Source organism: Methylobacterium sp. 174MFSha1.1 (genome assembly GCF_900116815.1).
Lineage (GTDB): Bacteria > Pseudomonadota > Alphaproteobacteria > Rhizobiales > Beijerinckiaceae > Methylobacterium.
On sequence record NZ_FPCB01000031.1, the window covers coordinates 17,372 to 33,008 of the forward strand.

At 73.2% G+C, this 15,637-nt stretch carries 15 protein-coding genes; 9 read left to right on the plus strand and 6 right to left on the minus strand.

Features of this window, described 5'->3' with window-relative positions; translation table 11 throughout:
• Window positions 1-25 precede the first annotated feature (25 nt).
• Window positions 26-1,981, plus strand: coding sequence for a methyl-accepting chemotaxis protein (locus BM430_RS24440; RefSeq protein WP_244539646.1), 1,956 nt, complete (start codon window positions 26-28; stop codon window positions 1,979-1,981).
• A gap of 240 nt (window positions 1,982-2,221) precedes the next feature.
• Here the strand turns inward: BM430_RS24440 and BM430_RS24445 are convergent, their stop codons facing one another.
• Both BM430_RS24445 and BM430_RS24450 read right to left on the minus strand, forming a co-directional pair.
• On the minus strand, window positions 2,222-2,920 hold the full coding sequence (locus BM430_RS24445; RefSeq protein ID WP_093569847.1) for an SDR family NAD(P)-dependent oxidoreductase: 699 nt from the start codon (window positions 2,918-2,920) through the stop codon (window positions 2,222-2,224).
• Window positions 2,917-3,531: a PaaI family thioesterase gene (locus BM430_RS24450; protein ID WP_093569848.1), complete on the minus strand. Its 615-nt coding sequence runs from the start codon at window positions 3,529-3,531 to the stop codon at window positions 2,917-2,919. The genes BM430_RS24445 and BM430_RS24450 overlap by 4 nt, the downstream gene beginning before the upstream one ends.
• Before the next feature lie 93 nt (window positions 3,532-3,624).
• Here BM430_RS24450 and BM430_RS24455 point away from each other — a divergent pair, with 93 nt between their 5' ends.
• The 3 genes from BM430_RS24455 (at window position 3,625) to BM430_RS24465 (ending at window position 8,115) form a co-directional block, all read left to right on the plus strand.
• A complete protein-coding gene (locus tag BM430_RS24455) occupies window positions 3,625-4,164 on the plus strand; it encodes a TetR/AcrR family transcriptional regulator (RefSeq protein ID WP_093569849.1) in 540 nt (179 codons plus the stop codon).
• Between the two features lie 99 nt (window positions 4,165-4,263).
• Window positions 4,264-6,066 (plus strand): L,D-transpeptidase family protein, encoded by a 1,803-nt coding sequence (locus BM430_RS24460; RefSeq protein WP_093569850.1) that lies wholly within the window; start codon window positions 4,264-4,266, stop codon window positions 6,064-6,066.
• A 651-nt stretch (window positions 6,067-6,717) separates the two neighbouring features.
• Window positions 6,718-8,115, plus strand: a complete 1,398-nt coding sequence (locus BM430_RS24465; protein ID WP_177303163.1) for a TadE/TadG family type IV pilus assembly protein — start codon at window positions 6,718-6,720, stop codon at window positions 8,113-8,115.
• 6 nt (window positions 8,116-8,121) lie between these two features.
• Here the strand turns inward: BM430_RS24465 and BM430_RS24470 are convergent, their stop codons facing one another.
• Both BM430_RS24470 and BM430_RS24475 read right to left on the minus strand, forming a co-directional pair.
• A complete protein-coding gene (locus BM430_RS24470) occupies window positions 8,122-9,168 on the minus strand; it encodes a YeiH family protein (protein WP_093569851.1) in 1,047 nt (348 codons plus the stop codon).
• Window positions 9,169-9,210: 42 nt separating this feature from the next.
• Window positions 9,211-9,531, minus strand: coding sequence for a PetM family of cytochrome b6f complex subunit 7 (locus BM430_RS24475; RefSeq protein WP_093569852.1), 321 nt, complete (start codon window positions 9,529-9,531; stop codon window positions 9,211-9,213).
• A 157-nt stretch (window positions 9,532-9,688) separates the two neighbouring features.
• Here BM430_RS24475 and BM430_RS24480 point away from each other — a divergent pair, with 157 nt between their 5' ends.
• Complete coding sequence (locus tag BM430_RS24480) at window positions 9,689-10,384, plus strand: HAD family hydrolase (protein ID WP_093569853.1); 696 nt, start codon at window positions 9,689-9,691, stop codon at window positions 10,382-10,384.
• Between the two features lie 128 nt (window positions 10,385-10,512).
• Window positions 10,513-11,091, plus strand: a complete 579-nt coding sequence (gene msuE / locus BM430_RS24485) for an FMN reductase (protein ID WP_093569854.1) — start codon at window positions 10,513-10,515, stop codon at window positions 11,089-11,091.
• Here the strand turns inward: msuE and BM430_RS24490 are convergent.
• On the minus strand, window positions 11,088-12,113 hold the full coding sequence (locus BM430_RS24490; RefSeq protein WP_093569855.1) for a gamma carbonic anhydrase family protein: 1,026 nt from the start codon (window positions 12,111-12,113) through the stop codon (window positions 11,088-11,090). The genes msuE and BM430_RS24490 overlap by 4 nt on opposite strands.
• Window positions 12,114-12,251: 138 nt before the next feature.
• On the opposite strand from BM430_RS24490, the gene BM430_RS24495 reads away from it, so the two are divergent.
• The 3 genes from BM430_RS24495 to BM430_RS24505 all read left to right on the plus strand — a co-directional run bounded on the left by BM430_RS24495 (window position 12,252) and on the right by BM430_RS24505 (window position 14,436).
• Window positions 12,252-12,707: a molybdenum cofactor biosynthesis protein MoaE gene (locus BM430_RS24495; RefSeq protein WP_093569856.1), complete on the plus strand. Its 456-nt coding sequence runs from the start codon at window positions 12,252-12,254 to the stop codon at window positions 12,705-12,707.
• Between the two features lie 124 nt (window positions 12,708-12,831).
• Complete coding sequence (locus BM430_RS24500; RefSeq protein WP_093569857.1) at window positions 12,832-13,206, plus strand: hypothetical protein; 375 nt, start codon at window positions 12,832-12,834, stop codon at window positions 13,204-13,206.
• Between the two features lie 87 nt (window positions 13,207-13,293).
• Complete coding sequence (locus BM430_RS24505) at window positions 13,294-14,436, plus strand: AI-2E family transporter (RefSeq protein ID WP_093569858.1); 1,143 nt, start codon at window positions 13,294-13,296, stop codon at window positions 14,434-14,436.
• Between the two features lie 24 nt (window positions 14,437-14,460).
• Here the strand turns inward: BM430_RS24505 and gshB are convergent, their stop codons facing one another.
• On the minus strand, window positions 14,461-15,417 hold the full coding sequence (gene gshB / locus BM430_RS24510) for a glutathione synthase (RefSeq protein WP_093569859.1): 957 nt from the start codon (window positions 15,415-15,417) through the stop codon (window positions 14,461-14,463).
• Window positions 15,418-15,637 lie beyond the last annotated feature (220 nt).

A 15,637-nucleotide genomic window follows, 5' to 3' on the forward strand; every position in this document is an offset into this window, starting at 1 on the left:
CATGCTCTCGCGACGCCCGCCTGCCTTGCGCTCCATCGGAGGCAAGCTCACCGCCGCCCTGCTCGCCTGCTCGCTGACGGCGACCGCGCTCCTCGGATGGACCGCCTACCGCCAGCAGCACGAGGCCGCCGACGCCGCGATCACCACGGCCTTGGACCAGCGCTACCGGGCGGTGACGGATGCGATGGCCGAGCAGGGCCGGCGCGCCCTCGCGGTCTCGACGAGCCTCGCCCACGATCCCGCCCTCGGCGAGGCGATGCAGCGGGGCGACCGCGCGGCGATCCTCTCGCGATCCCCGGCCCTCGGGGCGCGGCTGGCGGAGGGCCTGAACCTGCGGCTGGTGAGCTTCTTCCGCCCGGACGGCACCGCGCTCGCGCGCCTGCACGCGCCGGACGCCCACGGCGATTCTGTGCTCGCCCGCCGCGCCACCGTGCGGGCGGCCTTGCAGACCGGCCTGCCCACGACCGGCATCGAGCCGGGGCGGGACACGATCGCGATCTTCGCCACGGTGCCGGTGGTCCGCAACGGCGCGACGGTCGGCATCGCCGATGTCGGCAGCCCGCTCGGCGCCGGCTTCCTCGCCGACCTGAAGCAGCGGCTCGGCGTCGACCTGGCGTTCCACCTCGTCAAGGACGGGGTGCCGACGACGCTCGCGGCGACCTTCCCCGACAAGACCCTGCTCGACCCCGCCGCCCATGCCGCGGCGACCGCCCGGCCGATCGCCTGGCGCGAGATCCGGCTCGCCGAGCGCGCGACCGCCGTGGTGGCCGGGCCGCTCGTCAACGCCTCGGGCCAGGCGATCGGCACGATCGAGGTGGCGCTCGACATCTCGGGCGAGGTCGCCGCCCGGCACCGGGCGGTGCTCATCCTCCTCGGCGTGCTCGCCGTCGCGGCCCTCGCGGCGCTCGCGGTCGCCTGGGCGCTCGCCCGGCATATCGGCCGGCCGCTCGCCGCCCTCGACCGCACCATGCAGGCCCTCGCCGCGGGCCGCCTCGACGTCGCCGTGCCGGCGACGGAGCGGGGCGACGAGGTCGGCACCATGGCCCGCTCGGTCCGGCTGTTCCGCGACCGCCTCGCCGAGGCCGAGACCTTGCGGGCCGCGGAGGCGACCGGGCAGGCGCAGCGCGAGCGCCGGGCCGGCGCGGTGGACGACCTGGTGCGAAGCTTCGACCGGGCGGTCGGCGAGGTCGTCGGCATGGTCTCGTCGGCGGCGACCGAGATGCAGGCGACCGCCGCCCAGCTCTCCGCCACCGCGGGCGACGCCGCCCGGCGCTCGGCGGTCGTGGCCGAGGCCGCCGGCGACGCGGCCCGCAACGTCGGGATGGTGTCGGACGCGGCCGGCACCCTCGGCGCCTCGGTGAGCGAGATCGACCGGCAGGCCGCAGCCTCCGCCGAGCGCTCGAAGGCCGCGGTCGCCGAGGCCGCGCAGGCCGGCACCATCGTGGCGGATCTGGCCGGCGCGGCGAACCGGATCGGCGACGTGCTCGCCCTCATCTCGGGGATCGCCCAGCAGACCAACCTGCTGGCGCTGAACGCCACGATCGAGGCGGCCCGCGCCGGACCGGCGGGCCGGGGCTTCGCCGTGGTGGCCGCCGAGGTGAAGGAGCTGGCCGGCCAGACCGCGAAGGCGACCGCCGAGATCGGTGAGCAGATCGCCTGGATCCAGACCTCGACCGGCCGGGCGGTCACGGCGATCGCCGGGATCACCGGGACGATCCACGCCGTGAGCGACACCGCCGAGGCCATCGCCGGCACCGTGCGCGAGCAGGGCAGCGCGACCCGGGAGATCGTCGCCTCCGTGGCCCAGGCCTCGACCCGCACCGGCGACGTCACCGCGACGGTCGCCGGCCTGTCCCAGGCCGCCCAGGAGACCGGCCACGCCGCCACCCAGGTGCTCGCCACCTCCTCCGAGCTCGCCGGCCAGGCCGAGCGCCTGCGCGGCCAGGTGCAGGGCTTCCTGGAGGCGGTGCGGGCGGCGTGAGGGCGGCTGCCCGCGGCGCTTCGTCCATCGACAGTCTTGACACCCTCGACGTCATCCCGGGGCCGCGAAAGCGGAACCCGGGATCCATAACCGCTGACGTTGGAGGAAGAGGCGGTGAGTGTTCCGCTTCAACGAGGAGCGTCGGCAGTTATAGATCCCGGGTTCCGCTGCGCGGCCCCGGGATGACACGGAGCGGTGTCGGCCCGGGCGCCGGATCGATCGGCGCCGCCCGTCAAACCTTCAGAACCGCTCCACCCAGGGCCGCAGCTCGACCTCGAACGACCACGCGTCGCGGGGCTGGCGCAAAACGTCGAGATAGGCCCGCGCCACGCCCTCCGGCGTGAGGGTGCTGTCGGGCTTGTCCGCCGGGTCGGGCCGGCGGGCGCTGCGCACCGCGCCGTCGACGACGAAGTGGGCGACGTGGATGCCCTTCGGGCCGAGTTCGCGCGCCGCGCTCTGGGCGAGGCCGCGCAGGGCGAACTTGCCCATCGCGAAGGCAGCCGAGAGCGGAAAGCCCTTCACGCCGGCGGTGGCGCCGGTGAACAGGATCGCCCCGTGGCCGTGCGGCTCCATGCGCCGCGCCGCCTCGCGGGCGACCAGGAAGGCGCCGTAGGCGGTGACCTCCACCGCCCGCCGTACCGCCTCCGGATCGAGGGAGGCGAGCGGCCCGGGCGCCCGGGCGCTGGCGTTGTAGATCACTACGTCGGGCGCGCCGAGGCGGGCCTCGACGGCGGCGAACAGCGCGGCCACGGCCTGCGGGTCGGCGGCGTCGGCCGCGAAGGTCGCCGCCCCGGTCTCGGCCGCGAGGTCGGCGAGCTTGCCCGCGTCGCGGGCCGCGAGGCCGACCTGCAGCCCTTCCGCGGCGAGGAGGCGGGCCAGCGCCGCGCTGATGCCGGCTCCGGCGCCGACGATGAGGGCGGTGCGGTAGGGCAGGCTCACGGGCGCTCCTCCGGTCGGGCGGGCCGCTCTGCGCGGGCGGGCAGATCGTCCCGCACGGGCAGGTCGAAGATCAGGCAGGTGGTGCTGGCGGTGGCGCAGAGCCGGCCGGCCTCGTCGGTGAGGCTCGCCTCGGCCACGGCCTGGCGCCGCCCGGCATGGACCACCCGGCCCACCGCCATGACGCGGCCGGAGCCTTCGGTGACCGCCCGCAGGTAGTTCACCTTGATCTCCAGCGTCGTGTAGCCGCGCCCGGCCGACAGGGTGCTGTGGACGGCGCAGCCCATCACGCTGTCGAGCAGCGTCGCCAGCGCCCCGCCATGGACGCTGCCGATCGGGTTGTAGAGGTACTCGCCCGCCGGCATCCGCATCGTCACCCGGCCCGGCTCGGCCTCGTCGAGCGTGATGCCCATCAGGGCGACGATCGGCGGCGGCGGCACCGTGCCGGCGATCAGGGCGCGCAGGAAATCGAGCCCGGCGAGCCCCTGCCCGGCCCGGGCCAGCGCCCGCGGATCGGTCCAGGTGACCGTGCGCTCCCTTGCCGAGGGCTCTCTTGCCGTGTGCTCTCTTGCCGGGGGCTCCCGCAGCGGCTCGGGCGACGACGTGGCGGCCATGCTCCCTCCTTTTCGTCTTCTTACATGACGTCGATCATGATACCATATTGATGATCGTGGTCCTCAATGATGTCAACGGGAGCGGATCGTCGGATGCGGGTGACGCGCGAGCAGTTCCAGGAAAACCGGCGCCGGATCCTCGAAGCGGCCGGGCGTCTCTTCCGCGAGAAGGGGTTCTCCGCCGTGACGGTGGCCGAGGTGATGGAGGCCGCCGGGCTCACCCATGGCGGCTTCTACGGCCACTTCGCCTCGAAGGAGGACCTCGCCGCCCAGGCGCTGGGTCAGGCTCTGACGCCGGCGCCGCGGGAACCCGGGACGGCGCCGGACCTCGCCGCCTTCGTCGCCGCCTACCTGTCGGCGGCCCATCGTGACCGGCCGGGCACCGGCTGCGCCCTCGCGGCCTTGGGGAGCGAGACGGCGCGCCAGCCGGCGCCCGTGCGCCGCGCCTTCACCGAGGGGTTGGAGGCGCGCCTCGCCCGGATGCAGGAAGCCCTGCCCGACGGCGACCGGGGAGCGGCGCTCGCGGCGATCTCCGGCCTCGTCGGCGCCCTGGTGCTCGCCCGGGCGGTGGACGATCCGGCTCTCTCCGACGAGATCCTGGCGGCGGCGCGAGGCGCGCTGGGTAATCCTTGACGCGGTGATCCGCGACCTGGTGACCCTTGAGGCAGGCCGGCAGGTTTTTGGTAACCCTCGCGTGACCATGCTGGGGGGCGTCCTTGCCCGAGGCCGGTGATGGTGTTGCGTGTTGCGTTTCCGTACCTGCCCTCGGCGGCGGCCCTCGCCTGGGTGCTCGGCACCGGGCTCGCCGCCGCGGTCGAGCCCGCGCCCCCGGTGCCGCCCGCGTCGGTCCCGGGCTCCCAGAATCAAGCGCCCTCCGTGCAGGCCGCCCCCGTCCCGCCGGCGCCGGTCGAGCCGACGCGGCGCGAGGTGACGGCGTCGCCCGAGCCCCTGCCGGGCGGCGCGACGCCGCTGCCGGTCGGCCCGATCAAGCCCGGCGCCGCCCCCAGGCCGGGTGAGGCCAGGCCTGCCGAGCCCAAGCCAGCCGAAACCAAAGCCGCGGAGGGCAAGGCGCCCCCCAAAAAAGTCTCGCGCGAGCTGCCGCCGCTAGTGGTGGCGCGGATGTCGCAGGACACCACCCCGACCCTGACGCCCGCGACCTTCCTCGATACCCTGCGGGCGGCCGAGCGCTACCAGGGTCTGGTCGAGGCCGGGGGCTGGCCGGCCCTGCCGGCCGACCTCGCGGTGAAGCCCGGCGAGCGCAACCCGGCGATCCCGCTTCTACGCCGCCACCTCGTTCTGACCGAGGACCTCGCCCCGGGCGGCCCGGAGGGCGACGCCCTCGATCCCGGCCTCGTCGCGGCGCTCAAGCGCTACCAGGCCCGGCACAACCTGCCCGAGACGGGGCTCCTCGGCCGCCAGACCGTGGCCGCCCTCAACGTGCCCGCGGGCGTGCGCCAGCGCCAGCTCGCGGCCTCGGCCAACCGGCTGATCGGGTCGAGCTTCCCGTTCGGCGAGCGCTACGTCGTGGTCAACATCCCGTCGGCCGCCGTCGAGGCGGTGGATCACGGCAGCGTGGCGCGCCGCTACGTCGCGGTGGTGGGCAAGCCGGAGCGCGCCTCGCCCTCGGTCGAGACGAAGATCACCAACATCAACTTCAACCCGACCTGGACCGTGCCGGTGTCCCTCATCAAGAAGGACATCATCCCGCACATGCGCAAGGATCCGGGCTACCTCGCCAAGATGCATATCCGCATGCTCGACGGCCAGGGCCAGGAGGTGCAGCCGACCGCCGTCGACTGGTCGACCGAGCGGGCGGTGAACTACACCCTGCGCCAGGACCCGGGCTTCGACAACTCGCTCGGCCAGGTGCGGATCGACATGCCGAACCGGCACGCGGTCTACATGCACGACACGCCGTCGAAGTCGCTGTTCACCCGCGACGTGCGCTTCCACTCCTCGGGCTGCGTGCGCGTCGCCGACGTGAAGGCGCTGGTCGGCTGGCTCCTCGACGGAACGCCGGGCCCGAACGGCCCCGGCTCGGCCTGGGGCCCGATGGAGATCGAGACCGGCATCGCCACCGGCGAGCGCCGCGACATCAAGCTGGCGAAGCCCGTGCCGGTGACCTTCGTCTACCTCACCGGCTACGCCACCCCGGACGGCCGGGTGCATTTTCGCGACGACGTCTACGGCCTCGACACGGGCAAACCGGCCGACGTCGCGGTGACCGGGGCGCTCGCCAAACCGGACACCGCCAAGCCGGATACCGCCAAGCCGGGGTCGGCGAAGCCCGCCGCCCGGCCGGTCCCGGCGGGAATCGCGGCCGAGACCAGGCCGACCGCCAAGCCCACCGCGACCAAGCCAGGTGCCGCCAAATCCGAAGCCTCCAAGCCGGCCGCCGTCAAGGCACCTTCGGCAGAGGGGACGGCGCCCAAGGCCGAGCCGAAACCCGGCGCCAAGGCATCCGCGCCCGAGAAGCCCGCCTCTTCCCGGCCCACGCCCGCCGCCGAACGCCGGAGCACCGTCCCGCCGACCTGACCGGCGCCTCCGTGGCGAAACCCCGCTAGCCGTCCGATCTTGCGGACGGCGCGCGCATGTCGGACGAACCGGCCTGCGTCGGCGTCCGAGGAATGTGGCCGAGTCCACGAGATCGGCCCGAGACGCGAGTCCGGCCCGAGAACAGCCCCGATGGTCGACGAGGCGCCCCTGCCGGGCAGGGGCTCGGAACCAGCCGCTTCTCCGAGGCCGGCAGCCGATCGCCCTCGCCCCGCGCGACATCGGCGCGGCTCACGCGAAAATTGACGGCGTCAGGCGCCTCTCTCCGCGGCATTCATCGCGTGTCCGAATGACGGCCGCAGGCCGGTCCTGCCGATCGAGACCGTCGTCGCCGCTCCGGTCCCAGGACTTTGCACCCGCGCGCGATCGCATTCGCCACCGCCATGCGCGCCACCGTCGCGATCGCCGGCGAGTTAGACCGTGCCGGGACCGGAACTTCAGCCGGGGAGACCGCAGCGACGAGGCGGCAGACCTGACGCCTTCACCGCCCGTTAAAAGTTTTCGGTCTCAACTCTTAATACTCAGTTGGGGTATCATCGTCGGAACGGTACCCGGGCGTGATCGACACTTCATCCGGTGGAGCCTGCGCGCGAGGCGCCGCGCCCTCCGCCGAGGCTCAGCGGTACGGATCTCGTGCAGAACCCAGTTTTCGGAGATCGCGCGCGGCGCGCCGGCCGGCGGCTCCACCGTTTCGCGCAGGATCGCCGCGGCACCGTCCTGGTCGCCTTCGCGGTCGCGCTGCCGGTCCTCGTGGCGTCGGTGGGCGCCGGCGTCGAGTACAGCCGGCTGCTCTACCGCAAGGCCCAGTTGCAGAGCGCCGCCGATGCCGGGGTGCTCGCCGGCGCCAACATGCTCAAGCTCGCCAATGCCGACGACGCCGCGGTGGCGAGCGTCACCCGGCAGACGATCCAAGCGCAGGCGCGCACGCCCGCCGACCGGCGCAGCACGATCACGGCCGAGGTCGGCGACAGGCGCAGCGCCGTGTCGACGGTGATCGAGGAGACGGTGCCCTCGCTCATGGGCAAGCTGCTCAGCCTGCCCTCCACCACCCTGATCGTCAGCGCGAAGGCCCAGCTCGTCGGCTCGGTCCGCCTATGCCTGCTCGCCCTCGACCCCTCGGCCAAAGGGGCGTTCGACATGGAGAAGAACGCGAAGGTCACCGCCGACGGCTGCTCGCTCTACTCGAACTCCACGAGCCCGAGCGGGATGATGGGGAAGAACAGCGCGACCGCCCGGGCGATGTCGATCTGCTCGGCGGGCGGCTTCGACGGGTCCAAGGCCCTGTTCACCCCGGCACCGGTCACCGACTGCACGCCGATCGGCGATCCGCTCAAAAGTCGGCCGCTGCCGAATCCGGACGTCGATTGCGTGATCCTGGGCTCCTGGGTCAATCCGAGCGCCAAGAAGCCGCCCCCGGGTCCCGCCAACCTGGTGACGGGCGTCGTCACCCTCGATCCCGGCACCTATTGCGGCGGCCTGCGCATCACAGAAAACGCCATCGTCACGCTCCGTCCCGGCACCTACGTGATGAAGGACGGCCCGCTGATCGTCGACAAGAAGGCGACGATGTCGGGCGAGGGCGTCGGGTTCTTCTTCACCGGCGACAAGGGCGGGCTCCTGTTCGACAAGAACACGACAATCAGCCTCACCGCGCCGACGAGCGGCCTGATGGCCGGCCTGCTGATGGCCGAGCAGCGGACCGTCTCCGATCCCGTCCCCGTCCCGATCGACACCTGGGTCACGCCGCCGCCCCCTCCCCCGCCGGGTCCGGCGCCGCCGATGCGGCAGTACCGCATCATCAGCGACAACGCCCGCACGATGCTCGGCACGATCTACCTGCCGGCGGGCCGGCTGATCGTCGACAGCAATCGGCCGGTCGCCGACCAATCAGCCTACACGGTGATCGTCGCCCGGCAGATCAACCTCTACGAGGGGCCGAACCTGACTCTCAACGCGAATTACGGCGCGACCCCGGTGCCGGTCCCCGACGGGGTGGGGCCGAAATCGGGCACGGCGGCGCTCCGGAGCTGAGCGCCGTCAGGAAATCCCCAACCCCCGCACCAGCGCGATGCTGACGAGGAGCAGGACGCCCAGGGAGGCGATGACCGCGAGGGTCACCCGCCCGCCGACCCGGGCCACCACCCGCACGTCGACGCCGAGGCCCAGAGCCGCCATGGCGATCACCGTCAGGATGCCGGCGGTGCGGGTGAGCGGCGCGAGCGCCGCGTCGGGCACGAGGCCCAGCGACCGGGCGGTGGCCAGCGCCAGGAAGCCGAGGATGAACCACGGCACCAGCTTGAAGAAGCCGAGCTTCTTGCGCGCGCCGGCCGGGGTGCCAGGCTCCTCCCGCAGGCGCGGGGCGAGCAGCGACAAACCGAGCACGACGGGGCCGAGCATCAGCACCCGCACGAGCTTGACCAGCGTGCCGACCTGGGTGCTGACGAGGCTCACCGGCACGGTGGCGGCGAGCACCTGCGGCACCGCGTAGACCGTGAGGCCGGCGAGCACGCCGTACTCGGTCGGGTTGGTGCCGAGCAAGGGGATGAGGAGCGGCAGGCCGAGCACCACCAGCACGCCGAGGATCGCCGTGAAGGCGATCGAGGAGGCGACGTCGTCGCCGCTCGCGCCGATCACCGGGGCCACCGCCGCGATGGCCGAGTTGCCGCAGATGGCGTTGCCGCAGGCGATCAGGATCGACATCCGGGCCGGCAGCCCGAGCAGGCGGCCGATGGCGTAGCTGGCGATCAGGGCGATCACCACGGTGGCGACGATGCCGGCGAGCAGGGCCGGCCCCGAGGCGACCAAAGCCGCGAGGCTGATCGAGGCGCCGAGCAGCATCACGGCGACCTCGAGCAGCTGCTTGGCGCTGAAGGCGATGCCGATGCGCCAGCGCGGCCCCGGCTCCCAGACCGAGCGGATCGCGATGCCGGCGAGGATCGCGATCACCAGGGCCTCGACGTAGGGGTGGTGGACGAGGCGCTCCTCCGCCGCCTGGACCAGGCTCGCCGCCGCCGTGACGGCGACGCAGAGGGTGAGGCCGGGCAGGACCGCGAGCGCGGACCGCCCCATCGCGTCAGGCCGCATCGTCGGGCGCGCTCGTGTGCAGGAGAGGTCGCGGGCGCTCGCTCACGGGCGGAAGCTCGTGCCGATGCCGGCCCGCGCCGGCTGGCCGAGCCAGAGCAGCACCAGACCGAGGACCAGGGCGATCGGGGCCGCCGGCGAGAGGGTGAAGGGGAGGCCGAGGAGCTTCCACAAAGTCGGCTGCCCGCCCTCGGCCATCGCCTGGAGACTCGCGGCCCGGTCCTTCATGAGCGCCGCGGCGACGTCGCTGACCGAGGTGACGAGCACCGCGTTGTTGGCGATCGAGCGGGCGCCGTCATAGACGATCCCGACGAAGCCGGCGGCGAGAAGCAGAAGGCCGAGGCTGCGGCACAGGAAACGGATCATCCAGGGCTCCGGACCGCGCGCCTCACCCGGGGGCGCGCGGCACCTTGAGTAGAGAGACGGTCTTGCGGGCGCAAGCTTGAGCGCGGCACCGTGGCGGGTTGATCCGGGCGCAGCCTCCGTGTCACGGCGCGTTGCGACCGACAGCGGGGGGAGCGGCATGAACGGCAGGACGGGTGGACGGCCGGAGCTGGTGATCTTCGACTGCGACGGGGTCCTGGTGGACAGCGAGCCGATCAGCCTGGCGCGCCTGACCGACGCCTTGCGGCGCATCGGCGTGCCGATCGACCTCGACACGGTGGCCCGCCGCTTCACCGGCACCAGCATGACCTCGATCATGGCGCATGTCGCGACGGACTACGGCGTGGCGACCCCGGACGGCTTCGTCGACGCGGTGCGGGCCGACACCCTGCGGGCCTTCGACGCCGAGCTTCAGGCGATCAGGGGCGTCGGCGCGGTGCTGGGGGCGATGCGGGACCGGCGTTGCGTCGCCTCGAGCAGCGATCCGCAGCGCCTGCGCCACGCGCTCTCGCTCACCGGCCTCCTGGAGCATTTCGACGGTCACGTCTTCAGCGCCACCATGGTGGCGCGGGGCAAGCCGTTCCCGGACCTCTTCCTCTACGCCGCCGCCCAGATGGGGGTGGCACCGGAAGCCTGCGTGGTGGTCGAGGACAGCGTGCCGGGCGTCACCGCGGCGCGGGCCGCCGGCATCCCGGTTCTGGGCTTCTGCGGCGGCGGCCACTGGTCGCACGACCGGGCCGGGACGGATCTTTTGGCTGCAGGAGCCCTCCGGGTTTTCGACGAATTCACCGATCTGCCCCATCTGTTGGAGACCTGGGACGCGTCGTCCCGTTAACGGACGGGGAGCCCTGGCACCGGATTCGCATTGACCTGTCGCGCGCGCGCTTCACATTCGGGGGCGTCGCCAAGACCGCGAAACCGTTCCAGCCTCCTCGTCGCCGTGAAAGCCAACCGGAGCCCGCCGTGAGACCAGCCCGCATCGTCGCCTTCTCGGGCAACGTCCGCCGCCCCTCCCGGACCCGCGCGCTGGTGGAGGCCGTGGCGGCCGAGCTCGGCCGACGCCGCCCGATCGACCTGAAGGTCTTCGACCTCGCCGAGGTCGGCACCGGGCTCGGCGCCACCACCCGGCAGGCCCTGCCCCTGCCGATCGCCCACATGATCGAGGCGATCGAGGGCGCCGACGCGGTGATCGTCGGCTCACCGGTGCATAACGGCTCCTATTCGGGCCTGTTCAAGCACGTGATCGACTTCCTGGAGCCGGCGGCTCTGGCCGGCAAGCCGGTGGCGCTCACCGCGACCGGCGGCGGCCCGCGCCACGCCCTGATGGTCGAGCACCAGCTGCGCCCACTGTTCGGCTTCTTCACCGCCCACGTCGCGCCGACCGCGGTCTATGCCGGCGAGGCCGAGATCGAGAACGGAATCGTCACCGACGAGCGCGTCGCCGAGCGGGTCGCCGCGGCGGCGTCCGAGCTCGCCCACCTCCTCGACGTCGCGGAGGCGGCTCGTCGCGCCGGGGCCGGGCGGGCGGTGGCGGGGCTCTAACCTTCGCCGCGCATCGCCTGAAGCTTGCGATACGCCCGCCCATAGGCCGCGTAGCTCGCGACGGTGCGGGCCATCATGGCGCGGCGGTTCGCGTCGAGGCGCGACAGGGCCCGGGCCGGGCGCCCGCCCCAGAGCCAGCCCGATTCCAGCACCTGGCCCGGATCGGTGGCGCTGCCGGCGGCGAGCAGCACGTCCCCCTCCACCACCGTGCCGGGAGCGAGCCGCGCGCCCATGCCGATCAGGCAGCCCGGGCCGATGCGCCCGTCCCCGGCGGTGACGTTGTGGCCGAGCGTGGTGTCGCGCTCGATCACCAGGCCGCCGGCCTGGGTGTGGATCGCGCAATTGTCCTGCACGTTCACGTTGGCTCCGATCACGATCGGGCTCAGCGGCGCCTCGAGGAGGCAGGAGAAGAACACGCTCGCCCCCGGCGCAAGGGCGACCCGGCCGCGCAGCCGGGCGGTGCGGGCGACGAACACCGCCGGATCGGGCGCGAAGTCGTCGCCCGGCGCGGCGGCCGGCTCGCTGGCGGCGGCCTCGCGCAGGCGCTCGGCCCGCTCGGCGAGTTCGCCCGGCGCGAGAGGGCGAAGGGGCCGGGCCGGGCTGCCGGCGCAGACGAAGCCCGCCGGCAGGGTGGTGCGCGGAAACACCGTGCTGCCGGCCTCCAGCAGCACCCCGTCCTCGATCAGGGACCCGTCGAGGACGATGCAGGCATCCTCGATCACGCAATCGTCGCCCACCGTACAGGCATGGACCACCGCATCGCGCCCGACCGTGACCCGGTCGCCGACGATGCACGGATACATCTCGGCGGCGATGTGCAGGGTCGAGCGGGCGCCGAGCCAGAACCGGTCGCCGACGATCACGTCGTGCCCGTCGGCGCGGATCACCGATTCGTCGCCGAGCCAGGCCTGGGCCCCGAGGCTCGCCCGCCCGATCACCGCGCTGCCGCGGCCGCACCAGACCGGCCGGGCGGCGAAGGTGGGCTCCGTGTCGTCGAAGGAGAGGAGGAGGTCAGGGGTCACGGGTCGTCCTCCGTCCGGCCGGCCGCGCGGCCGGTCCTTCGCCCCACATCTACGCCGTTCCGCGCCCGCCGCCAGCCCCGGGTCCCGTCGCGGCCGGTTCATGCTAGAGCAAGGCCCTGCCCACTGCCCGGACCCGCCATGACCCCGCGCCTCTCGATCCAGCCCGAGCCCTTCGACGTCGCGGCGGAGATCGCCGCCCTCACGGCGGAGCTCGGCGGGCGGGCGGGCGCCATCGTGAGCTTCACCGGCCTGTGCCGGGACGAGGACGGGCAACTCTCCGCCCTCGAGCTCGAGCATTATCCCGGCATGGCCGAGGCCGAGATCGGCCGGGTGCTCGCCGAGGCCGCGTCGCGCTGGCCGCTGCAAGGGGCCGTCGCGATCCACCGCCACGGCCTGATCCGCCCGGGCGAGGGGATCGTGCTGGTGCTCGCGGCCTCCGCCCACCGCACGGCCGCCTTCGAGGCCGCGAGCTTCCTGATGGACTACCTCAAGACCCGCGCGCCGTTCTGGAAGCGCGAGCACCGCGCCGACGGCACCTTGGGCGGCTGGGTCGAGGCGACGGAGCACGATGCGGCGGCGGCAGCGCGGTGGTGAGGGTGTGAAACGGGGATTACCGAGAATTGGAGCGATCGGATCGAGGATTCGCTGACCGGCCTGATGCAGGATCACGGTCATGGTCCACGATCACAGACGCTCCGATCCCAGAGAGCCCGACTCCTTGGCGTTCGACCCGCTGAGCGCGCGCAGCCTCGCGGTGGCCTGCGCCCTCGTCGGACTCGCCACGCTCCTCCTCTCCGAGCGCCCGACGCCCGGGGGGGTTTTTCTCGCCTGGGCCGGTCTCGCCGGCTGGGCCCTGCTGCGCGTCGTCGGCCGGCGCCGCGCGCCGCAGCCCCTGCGCCGGACGATCCGCCCGCCGCCCGAGCCGATCATCGAGGTCGTCGAGGTGAAGGACTGGACGCCCCGGCGCGACGCCCCGGTGCTGGCCCTGCCGAAACCCTTCACGGCCGTCTCGCCGGAGGGGGCGGAGGCCTGGAAGACCTCGGCGCATCCCGCCGTGCTCGCCGGCGTCCGGCGGCGGCGCGAGCACGGGTAAGGGGGTTTTGCGGTCGCCGAACGGCCGCGCGCGGCTATCTGTCCTGCACGGCGGCCGCGCGCGCCGCCGGCGGAGAGATCATCGGACATGGCCGTTTTCCCATCTCAGGATGCCGTTCCCACCCGCGCGACCGGGGCGAGCACCCGCTCCCTCGTGCTCGCCGGCATCGGGGTGGTGTCGTTCACGGCGATCCTGCTGCTGGCCTGGCACTCGGCCGACACGCTGCTCCTGATCTTCGCCGGCATCCTGTGCGCGGTCTTCCTCGACGGGCTCACCCATTACCTCGGCCGCATCGTCCCCCTCGGGCACGGGGCGCGGCTCGCGATCGTCAGCGTGCTGCTGGCGCTGCTCGTGCTCGGCATGGTCGGGCTCGGCGGCGCCACCGTGGCGGGGCAGGCGCAGCGCCTGGGGGAGACACTGCAGCAGCAATCCGGCACCGTGAAATCCTGGCTCGACGCCCGCGGGATCGACACCCGCTTCCTCGATTTCGGCAAGCTGAAGGACGCCGCGGCGCAGCGCGATCCGAATCCGGCGGAGGACGGGCGCCAGAAGGGCCCGAGCGGCCTGCCGAGCCCCGGCACGCTCCTGTCGGGCGCGAGCAGCGTGCTCGGCCAGGCCTCGACGGTGGCGCTGGCGGTGTTCGGCGCCATCGGCAACGTGTTCATCGTCGTGGTGCTCGGCCTGTTCGTGGCGGCCGATCCGCGGACCTACCGCGACGGGCTCTTGCGCTTCGTGCCCTCGCGCCAGCGCACCCACGCGGCCTCCGTCGCCGACGACATCGGCATCACCCTGCGCCACTGGCTGTTCGGCCAGCTCGTCGTCATGGCGGCGATCTTCGTCTGCGTCTGGCTCGGCTTGAGCCTCGTCGGCATCGACGGGGCCCTGGTCCTCGGGCTCCAGGCCGGCCTGCTCTGCTTCATCCCGACCATCGGGGCGCTGGTCGCCGGCATCATCATCGTGCTGGCCTCCCTCGCCTCGGGGCTGCAGGGGGTGATCGCCGGGATGTGCGTCTACCTGCTGGTGCAGACCCTGGAGAGCTACGTGCTGACGCCCTTCGTGCAGAAGCGGGCGCTCGACATCCCGCCCGCCACCCTGTTCGCCGGCCAGATCCTGCTCGGGGTGCTGTTCGGGCTCTGGGGCGTGGCCCTGGCGCTGCCCCTGATGGCGGTCTGCAAGGTGCTGCTCGACCGGCTCTACATCGAGGACACGCTGGGGGAGAGCGCGGGCTGAGGCGCCCTCCCCCATCGGGCCGTGTCAGGCGCTCTGCGGCTTCGTCACCTTGACCTCGATCGCATCCCAGACCGCGACCGCGAGGTCGGGGCCGCCGAGGCGCTTGATCGCCCGGATGCCGGTCGGCGAGGTGACGTTGATCTCGGTCAGGTTGCCGTCGATCACGTCGATGCCGACGAGAATCAGGCCGCGGCGGCGCAGCTCCGGGCCGATCGCCGCGCAGATCTCCCGCTCGCGCGGGGTCAGCGCCGTCGCGCCGCCGGTGCCGCCCCGCACCATGTTGGAGCGGATGTCGTTGGCCGCCGGCACCCGGTTGACGGCGCCGAGCGGCTCGCCGTCGACCAGGATGATGCGCTTGTCGCCCTCGGTGATCCGCGGCAGGAAGCGCTGCACCACCCAGGGCTCGCGGAAGGTGACCGAGAACAGGTCGAACATCGAGCCGAAATTCGGGTCGTCGGGCAGTACCCGCAGCACGGCCGCGCCGCCATGCCCGTGCAGCGGCTTCATCACCACGGCGCCGTGCTCGGCCCGGAACTCCTCGATCTCGCGCTTGTCGCGGGTGATGAGGGTCGGGGGCATCAGCTCCGGATAGGCGGTGACGAACAGCTTCTCGGGGGCGTTGCGCACTTCGAACGGGTTGTTCACCACCAGCGTGTGCGGATGGATCCGCTCCAGCATGTGCGTCGCCGTGATGTAGGCGAGGTCGAAGGGCGGGTCCTGGCGCATCAGCACCACGTCGACGCTCGCCAGGTCCACGCGCTCCTGGGCGCCGAGATGGGCGTGGTCGCCCTCGACGTCCTGCACCCGCAGGGGCTCGGCCCGGGCGGTGACGCGCCCGTCGCGCATCGAGAGCCGGTCGGGCGTGTAGTGCAGGAGCGTGTGGCCGCGGGCCTGCGCCTCCAGCAGCAGCGAGAAGGTGGTGTCGCCGGCGATGCGGATCGCCTGGATCGGGTCCATCTGGACCGCGACGGTGAGGGCCATGTCGGGGGTATCTCCGGTCGCCCGGGTTATCGGGCGGCCCGCGCCCGATGGCAACGGCCGTGAAAGGAAGGAGGGCCCCGCGCGGGGATCGCGGCGGGGCCCCAAGTCAGGGAGGAAACGCCCATGAGCGTCTGCCAGGAGTTAGCAAGCCCCGTGCCAGCGCTGGCTGCGCGGCGGCTCGGGCGCTCCTGAGGTCGGCCCGGCGCTCGACCGGCGAGGT